The organism is Streptomyces sp. NBC_01320 (assembly GCF_035974375.1).
GTDB classification, from domain to species: domain Bacteria; phylum Actinomycetota; class Actinomycetes; order Streptomycetales; family Streptomycetaceae; genus Streptomyces; species Streptomyces yanii.
This window is the reverse complement of the sequence record NZ_CP108390.1, coordinates 2279266-2285688: the sequence shown is the minus strand read 5'-3', so window position 1 is coordinate 2285688 and position 6423 is coordinate 2279266. Positions and strand designations below refer to the sequence as shown.

Below are 6423 nucleotides of genomic sequence, written 5' to 3'. Positions count from 1 at the left end.
CGAATCAGAGTGAGATAATCGAGGAGGTACGGACGGTGGTTGTCCCTCAGCCTGAAGGACCCGAGGCAGTATTACCGCGAAATAGAGTGATCGCGACCGTCGGCGTATTGCTTGCGCTGGCACTGACATCAATTGACCTGTCCGTGGTCGGCGCGGCCATGCCCAAGATCACCGAAGACTTGGGTGGGCTCCGGCTCTACTCCTGGGTGGGAGTCGGCTATTCGGTGGCGGCGGCGGTGATCCTGCCCATCGCCGGTAAGCTCGGTGACCTCTTCGGTCGCAAACCCTTCCTGCTCACCGGCCTGGTCGGGTTCCTGGTCACGTCCTTTCTGTGCGGCGCCGCGCAGTCCATGACGCAGCTGGTGATCTACCGGGGTGCGCAGGGCCTGTTCGCAGGCATCCTGATGGCCAACATCTACACCGTGGTTGCCGACATCTACACGCCGGAGCGGCGGGCGCAGACGCAGGGGATCTTCTTCAGCGTGGCCGGGCTGAGCATGGTGATCGGACCGCCCATCGGCGGTGTCATCACCGACAACCTGGACTGGCGCTGGGTGTTCTACATCAATGTTCCGATCCTGCTGCTCTCCGTGCTCGCGATCACGGCCGGCGTGCCGTACGTGAAGTCCCGGTTCAGCTGGCGCGACATCGACTTCCTCGGAGTGGCGCTGCTGATCGCCGGCCTCGTGCCGATCCTGATCGGTCTGAGCCTGGCGGGTGACGGCCATGCGTGGACGTCGGCCGAGGTGCTGATCCTGCTCATCGGCGGAGCCGTGATGCTGGTGGGCTTCTTCCTGGCCGAAAACCGCGCGGAGCACGCGATCGTGCCGCTGTCGCTGTTCCGCGGCAACCAGTTCTCGGTGCTGGCGGTCATGTCGTTCTTCACCGCGTTCGCGATGATGGGAGCGATCTTCTACGTACCGCTGCTGATGCAGGGCGTACTCGGATCCAGCGCCACGTTCGCGGGCAGCCTGCTGAGCCCGATGATGTTCGCCCTGATGATCGTCCCGCCGATTGCGAGCAAGGCGATCACGGCCGTCCCCCGCTACCGGATCCTCGGCGCCCTCGCGATGGCTCTTGTCGCGGGCGGTCTGTTCCTGCTCTCGACCGTCGACACGGGCAGCGGACGCGGATCCACGGTGGTCGCGATGATCCTGCTGGGCATCGGCATCGGCATCTCGTTCCCGATGGCGACGATCGTGGTGCAGAGCGCCGTCGCGAAGGAGATGATCGGAGTCGGCACCAGCCAGATGCAGTTCTGGCGGATGATCGCCGGCCCGGTGTCCCTCGCGCTGATGGGCTCCATCCTCTCCCTGCAGCTGGGCAGGGACGCCACCGCCGCCGACTCGGTGCCGCCCGCACAGCTCGCCGACGCGTTGCACACGGTGTTCCTGACGGCGACGTTCATCGTGCTGATCGGGTTCGTGGCCACACTGTTCCTCAAGGAGGTCCCGGTGCGTGCCATGCCGAGCATGATGCGCCGGAAGAAGAAGCCGCAGCCGGGGGCGGCCGGTGCCGACGCGGCACCGGCGCCACAGGCCACCGAAGGGGCCGCCGGGGCCCCGGGAACCGCGCGGCGAACGGAGGCGGGGGAGGCCTGACACGGCATCGACGCAAGGCGTACGGGCGGGCCGGGTGCCCGCCCGTACGCATGCCCGCCGCCGATGCGCAGTCTTGAGCAGGAATTCACCACAGGCATCATTACGCTCACCCTCCAACGGCCGCTCCCCTAGGAGGAATCCGGATCATGGCGGAACGCGCAGAGGTGATCGTCATCGGTGGAGGCCAGACGGGTCTCGTCACCGCCTACTACTTGGCCAAGGCCGGCATTCCCTATCTGGTTCTGGACGGGGAATCGCGGGTGGGCGACGCATGGCGAAATCGCTGGGATTCGCTGGAGCTGTTCACGATCGCCCAGTACTGCGAACTTCCGGGTCTGCGTTTCCCGGGGCGGCGCGGCCGGTTCCCCGACAAAGACGAAATGGCCGACTATCTCGAAGAGTTCGCTCGAACCAACAGGATTGAGGTTCGCCTCCGCACCGAGGTCGCCGCCCTGGACAAACGCCCCGGCGGCGGATTCCTCATCGAGACGAACCAGGGCTCCTTCGAGGCCGAACACGTGGTCATCGCCACCGGCGCGCAGCGGCTGGGCAATGTCCCGCCGGTATCGAAGAAGGTCGGCGCAGAGGTCTTCCAGGTGCACACCGGCGACTACCGCAATCCGAAGCAGATTCCCGGCAGTCGTGTCGTGGTGGTCGGCGCCGCCAACTCGGGTGCCCAGATCGCCACGGAACTCGCGAAGACCCACCGGGTCACCCTGTCGCAGGGTTCCCCGCTGCCGCACTTCGGGCGCCGTTTCCTCGGCATCGGCATTCACTGGTGGGGCGACAAACTCGGCATCATCAAGAAGCCGCTGATCGGCGAGAGGGACCGGCTGCACAAGAAGACGCTGCTTGTCGGCCCCAGCCTCAAGACGCTGTCCAAGCGGCACCGGTTCACGCTCGCCGGACGCACCGTCGGAGCCGAAGGCCGTACGCTCCGCTTCGAGGAAGGCACCGAGACCGAGGTCGACGCGGTGGTCTGGGCGACCGGCTTCCGCTACGACTTCAGCTGGATAGGCTTCCCGGCACTGGACGAGCACGGCGTACCGCTCCAGGACCGTGGTGTCACCGGCGAACCCGGCATGTACTTCCTGGGCCTCCAGTGCCAGTTCTCGTACGGCTCCGGGCTCATCTGGTGGGTCAAGGACGACGCCCAGTACGTGGTCAGTCATCTCAACGACAGGCGTCGCGCGCGGTCCGGCAAGACCGTCGGCTGATGGCCGGGCCGCCATGGGGGAGGGGCCGGCGGCGCCCTCCCCGCGGCGGCAGGACGTGGTGGGCGATGCGTCTGCTCTGGCACGACCTGGCACGCGGGTTCATCGCCACCGCGGGCATCTTCGGGCACTACACCGCTGAATACCAGCTGCTGATGCGCCCGTACGCCCGGGATCCCGCCCCGGAAGACACCCGAAGCGCGCTTCGGCCGCCGGAGTCCCCGGCGGCTGCCGACGTGCCCCCCGGCTTGATGAGCGGCCCGCCACCCGGCCACCCCGAGCGGGTCGTCCCCGGCAGCCCGCCATCCGACGAGGAGCGCGATCTCTGGACACGACTGCGCGGCTGATCGTCCGGCTCCCCCCGGACGACGTCAGGAGGCCCGCACCCCACGGGGTGCGGGCCTCCTGACGTCGGGCCCCTACGCCCTCACTCCTCGAAGTCGTAGTCCAGCGTCACAGCACAGCTCCCGTCGGGCCGCGAGGTGTACCCACCCTTGCCGGTGAGCCCCACCAGCCCCCCGGTCGCCGAACCCGGCACCACAAACCAATCCGCACGGGCCACGCCGTCCAGCCAGCTACCCGTGGCCTGGAGAACAAAGCTGCCCTTCCGTCCGCCCACGGTCCCGGTCACGGTCTGGAGCCCGACGAAGTTCGCCGTGGAGTCGGTGGGATACACCATGAGTGTTTCCGCGGCTCCCTCTCCCTCGATGTCCCCGCTGAAGGCGTTGGTGAAATGGGCTTTGGTGAGCTTCGGGGTATCGGGTCCCTCGGCGTAGGGCTTTTCGTCCCAGCTCGTGATCTCGTAACTACCGGCGGCCTTGGCGGTCAACTGAGCCTCCATCGAAAGTGTGGTGGTCATTCCGACGGGTCACCCGCGGCACGTATCCGTCACCACGTCCGGCAGGCATTCCGGCTAAGCCCATCATGCGATCCATGCCCGCAAGTATGCCCATCCCCGACCGCCTGCGTGGGTGATTCAGCCACTGCTGACGCGCCCCCACTGCGACTGCGACACCCGACTCGACACGCCGGACTCCGTCGCCCGGACACGGACCGAGGCCCAGCGATGAGGTCGGCGCGGTCGAGGCTGCCCTGTTCGCGCAGGCATCGGTGGCGCGTCCGCTCCGTCTCCGGCGGAGGGCGGCCGTGAGGGGAGTGGGTCATGGCCGCCCCTTCGCAGGATGACTGCGTGCGGGTGCGCGCCGGATGGCCCGTGGCTGGTCGGAGCACGCGCGGACGGGCGGACGGCCTTGGCGTCGACCGCCCGGGGGAGCGAGGGGGGAACGTGCGTGCCCGGGCCCGATCGGCAGGCCGTCCGGATCGCCCTGTGACCCTCGCCCCCCACATCTGTCTCAAAGGCGCGCCTTCAGGCGCGGCCACGGCCGGGCACCGAGGCGCTCGATATCGGTGTTGAAGCGCCGCAGATAGGAAGCGAAGGCGGTGATGTCTTCTTCCGGCCAATCGGCCATGACCCGGTCCAGGGAGCGGACTATGTCCTCCCTCTCCTTGTCGAGTACGCGTGTGCCCTCGTCGGTGATGCGGAACTTGCGGGCCATGCCGCCGTCCGGGTCCGGGATGCGCTCCACGAGTCCGGTGCGCGTGATCGCAGCCGTCTGCCGGTTCAGGGTGGAGGCGTCCAGTCCGAAGGCGTCGCTGAGTTCGCCGATCGACATCGGTCCCTGCATGCGAATGCGGCTGAGCAGGATGTAGGCGCTGCGCTCCAGGGCCCCGTCCTTGCGGTGTCTGCCTCGCTGGTTCACGAACGAGTGGCGACTGAGCAGCATCTGCTCGTACTCGACTTCGTGTGTTGCCCGGGCCATGCGCCTGTCGCCTCCTGCCTGTCGCCGGGCCGCTCTCGTCCGGCCGGCCTTCCATTCTCTCATAGGCGTGCACCATGCATGTAAAGTGGTTGATGCATAGTACATGTATGGTGCATAACTATTCGTCGTGTTGGGTCCGGCGAAGGCGTATGCCGGTTTCGACGTGGCCGATGCCGTGCTCGGCCAGCGGGCCGATGCTCAGACCAAGTCGACGGCATTCGGAGAGCAGGCCGGGCAACGCACTCAGCGTGGCTCGCCACGCGCCCGGCGCGCTCCATCCGTCCGCATCGTGCAGCAGCACGGTGTCACCGCCGGTCAGACCTGCGAGGACCGATGCCCTGACGGAGCGGGCATCGGCGTCCGCCGTCCAGTCCCGTCCCCACGCCGACCACAGCACCGGTCGCAGGCCGGCGCGGCGGGCAGCAGCCAGGCGGCCGCCGGTGAGGATGCCGTACGGCGGTCGATACCACTGCGGGACGGTCCCGCAGACCCTCTGTACCGCGCCGGCGGTCCGCGTCACCTCCCGTACGTCGCGCAGCGGTGTGGGGAACCAGGGGCGCTCGTGATGCCAGCCGTGCACCGCGACCTCGTGACCACCCGCCACAAGCGCCCGGCCAAGGGCGGGATGACGTTCCAGCGAGTCGCCGACGACGAAGAAGGTGGCCCGCACCCGGTTTTCGTCCAGGACGCGCAGGAAGTGCGGCGTGCTGGCCGGGTCCGGCCCGTCGTCGAAGGTCAGTGCCACGTGAGAGGGATGACCGCGGCCGTCCAGTGCGGGGCTGAAAATCCTCCGTACGGGCGGCAGCCAGGTGGCGGCGGGCCCCATGTGCCACGCGGCAGCCACACCCAGAGCGCCGACCACCGCGCCGGACGACATTGCCGTCCGCCCTGCGGCGGAGAGTCCTACCATCGCTGTCCGTCCTTTCCGGAGACCACCGGGGAACTGCTCAGATGCACGCTGGCGAACGCGATGAGCCCGAGCGCCGCAGCCTCCGGCAACACCCGCCAGCCCAGTTCGATCCGCTCCTCGAACAGCAAGACGCCCAGAATGACGCTCAGCAATGAGTCGCCGAGAGTGAGCGCGGGCTGCGACGAGGCGAGCGAGCCCGCCCGCAACGTGGCTTGCAGCAGCAGGAACGAGCCCAGGCCGACGGCCGCGGCGGCGTAGATCTGCCACGCGGTGAACACCGCCCCGACTCCGCCGGACAGCAAACCGAGCGTGTCCTTGATCAGCGCCGCGGTGAAGGAGAAGCCGATGGCGGTCGCCGACCCCAGCACCGCCGCACGGGCGGAGCCCCGCAACCCCATTCCCACCGTGATCAGCACGATCGACACGGCGGCGGTGGGCACAGCGCTGAGCAGCCACCTCTTCGGCGGCACGGTCTCCACGCCGCCGGTCGGACTGGCCAGCAGGAGGAAGGCCGCCAGGCCCAGCGCCATACCGAGGAACGCCCCCCAGGTCCGCGCCCCGGGCGGCCGCCGGAAGACGGCCGCAGCCAGCACCGACGTGAACAACAGCTCCGTCGTCATCACCGGCTGCACCACAGCCAGTGGCCCGGTCGCCAGGGCCAGGGCCTGCGCCAGCCCCGAGAGGAGCAGCAGTCCCGCCCCCCAGCGCCAGGCCGGCCGGCGGACGAATCTCAGGCTCCCGAGGCGATGGCTGCCCGTGCGTCCGGGCAGATCCGCTGCCGCAGCGCGGCGCTGCAGCACGGAGGCCGCCGCGTTCCCGAGCGCGGCGAGCAGGGCCAGCACCACGGAGACGATGATCACGTGTCACCCACCCTGCCC

General features: G+C 68.7%; 7 protein-coding genes. 3 read left to right on the top strand and 4 right to left on the bottom strand.

Annotation, left to right across the window (positions count from 1 at the left end; translation table 11 throughout):
- The first annotated feature begins 35 nt into the window (after window positions 1-35).
- The 3 genes from OG395_RS10870 to OG395_RS10860 all read left to right on the top strand — a co-directional run bounded on the left by OG395_RS10870 (window position 36) and on the right by OG395_RS10860 (window position 3162).
- On the top strand, window positions 36-1601 hold the full coding sequence (locus tag OG395_RS10870) for an MFS transporter (RefSeq protein WP_327242710.1): 1566 nt from the start codon (window positions 36-38) through the stop codon (window positions 1599-1601).
- A gap of 146 nt (window positions 1602-1747) precedes the next feature.
- On the top strand, window positions 1748-2818 hold the full coding sequence (locus tag OG395_RS10865; RefSeq protein ID WP_327242709.1) for a flavin-containing monooxygenase: 1071 nt from the start codon (window positions 1748-1750) through the stop codon (window positions 2816-2818).
- 65 nt (window positions 2819-2883) lie between these two features.
- Window positions 2884-3162: a DUF6059 family protein gene (locus OG395_RS10860; protein ID WP_327242708.1), complete on the top strand. Its 279-nt coding sequence runs from the start codon at window positions 2884-2886 to the stop codon at window positions 3160-3162.
- Between the two features lie 80 nt (window positions 3163-3242).
- Here the strand turns inward: OG395_RS10860 and OG395_RS10855 are convergent, their stop codons facing one another.
- The 4 genes from OG395_RS10855 to OG395_RS10840 form a co-directional block, all read right to left on the bottom strand.
- A complete protein-coding gene (locus OG395_RS10855) occupies window positions 3243-3674 on the bottom strand; it encodes a DUF3224 domain-containing protein (protein ID WP_327242707.1) in 432 nt (143 codons plus the stop codon).
- Between the two features lie 493 nt (window positions 3675-4167).
- Window positions 4168-4635, bottom strand: a complete 468-nt coding sequence (locus tag OG395_RS10850; protein WP_327242706.1) for a MarR family winged helix-turn-helix transcriptional regulator — start codon at window positions 4633-4635, stop codon at window positions 4168-4170.
- Between the two features lie 118 nt (window positions 4636-4753).
- Window positions 4754-5545, bottom strand: coding sequence for a polysaccharide deacetylase family protein (locus tag OG395_RS10845; RefSeq protein ID WP_442818540.1), 792 nt, complete (start codon window positions 5543-5545; stop codon window positions 4754-4756).
- Window positions 5539-6405 carry a DMT family transporter gene (locus OG395_RS10840; protein WP_327242705.1) on the bottom strand — a complete coding sequence of 289 codons (867 nt, stop codon included), beginning with the start codon at window positions 6403-6405 and terminating at the stop codon, window positions 5539-5541. The genes OG395_RS10845 and OG395_RS10840 overlap by 7 nt, the downstream gene beginning before the upstream one ends.
- Between the last annotated feature and the right edge of the window lie 18 nt (window positions 6406-6423).

What these genes read in the sequence shown, in the direction of transcription:
- OG395_RS10855 (WP_327242707.1), bottom strand. Translation starts at nt 3,674, where the DNA reads ATGACCACCACACTTTCGATGGAGGCTCAGTTGACCGCCAAGGCCGCC.
- OG395_RS10845 (WP_442818540.1), bottom strand. Translation starts at nt 5,545, where the DNA reads ATGGTAGGACTCTCCGCCGCAGGGCGGACGGCAATGTCGTCCGGCGCG.
- OG395_RS10850 (WP_327242706.1), bottom strand. Translation starts at nt 4,635, where the DNA reads ATGGCCCGGGCAACACACGAAGTCGAGTACGAGCAGATGCTGCTCAGT.
- OG395_RS10860 (WP_327242708.1), top strand. Translation starts at nt 2,884, where the DNA reads ATGCGTCTGCTCTGGCACGACCTGGCACGCGGGTTCATCGCCACCGCG.
- OG395_RS10865 (WP_327242709.1), top strand. Translation starts at nt 1,748, where the DNA reads ATGGCGGAACGCGCAGAGGTGATCGTCATCGGTGGAGGCCAGACGGGT.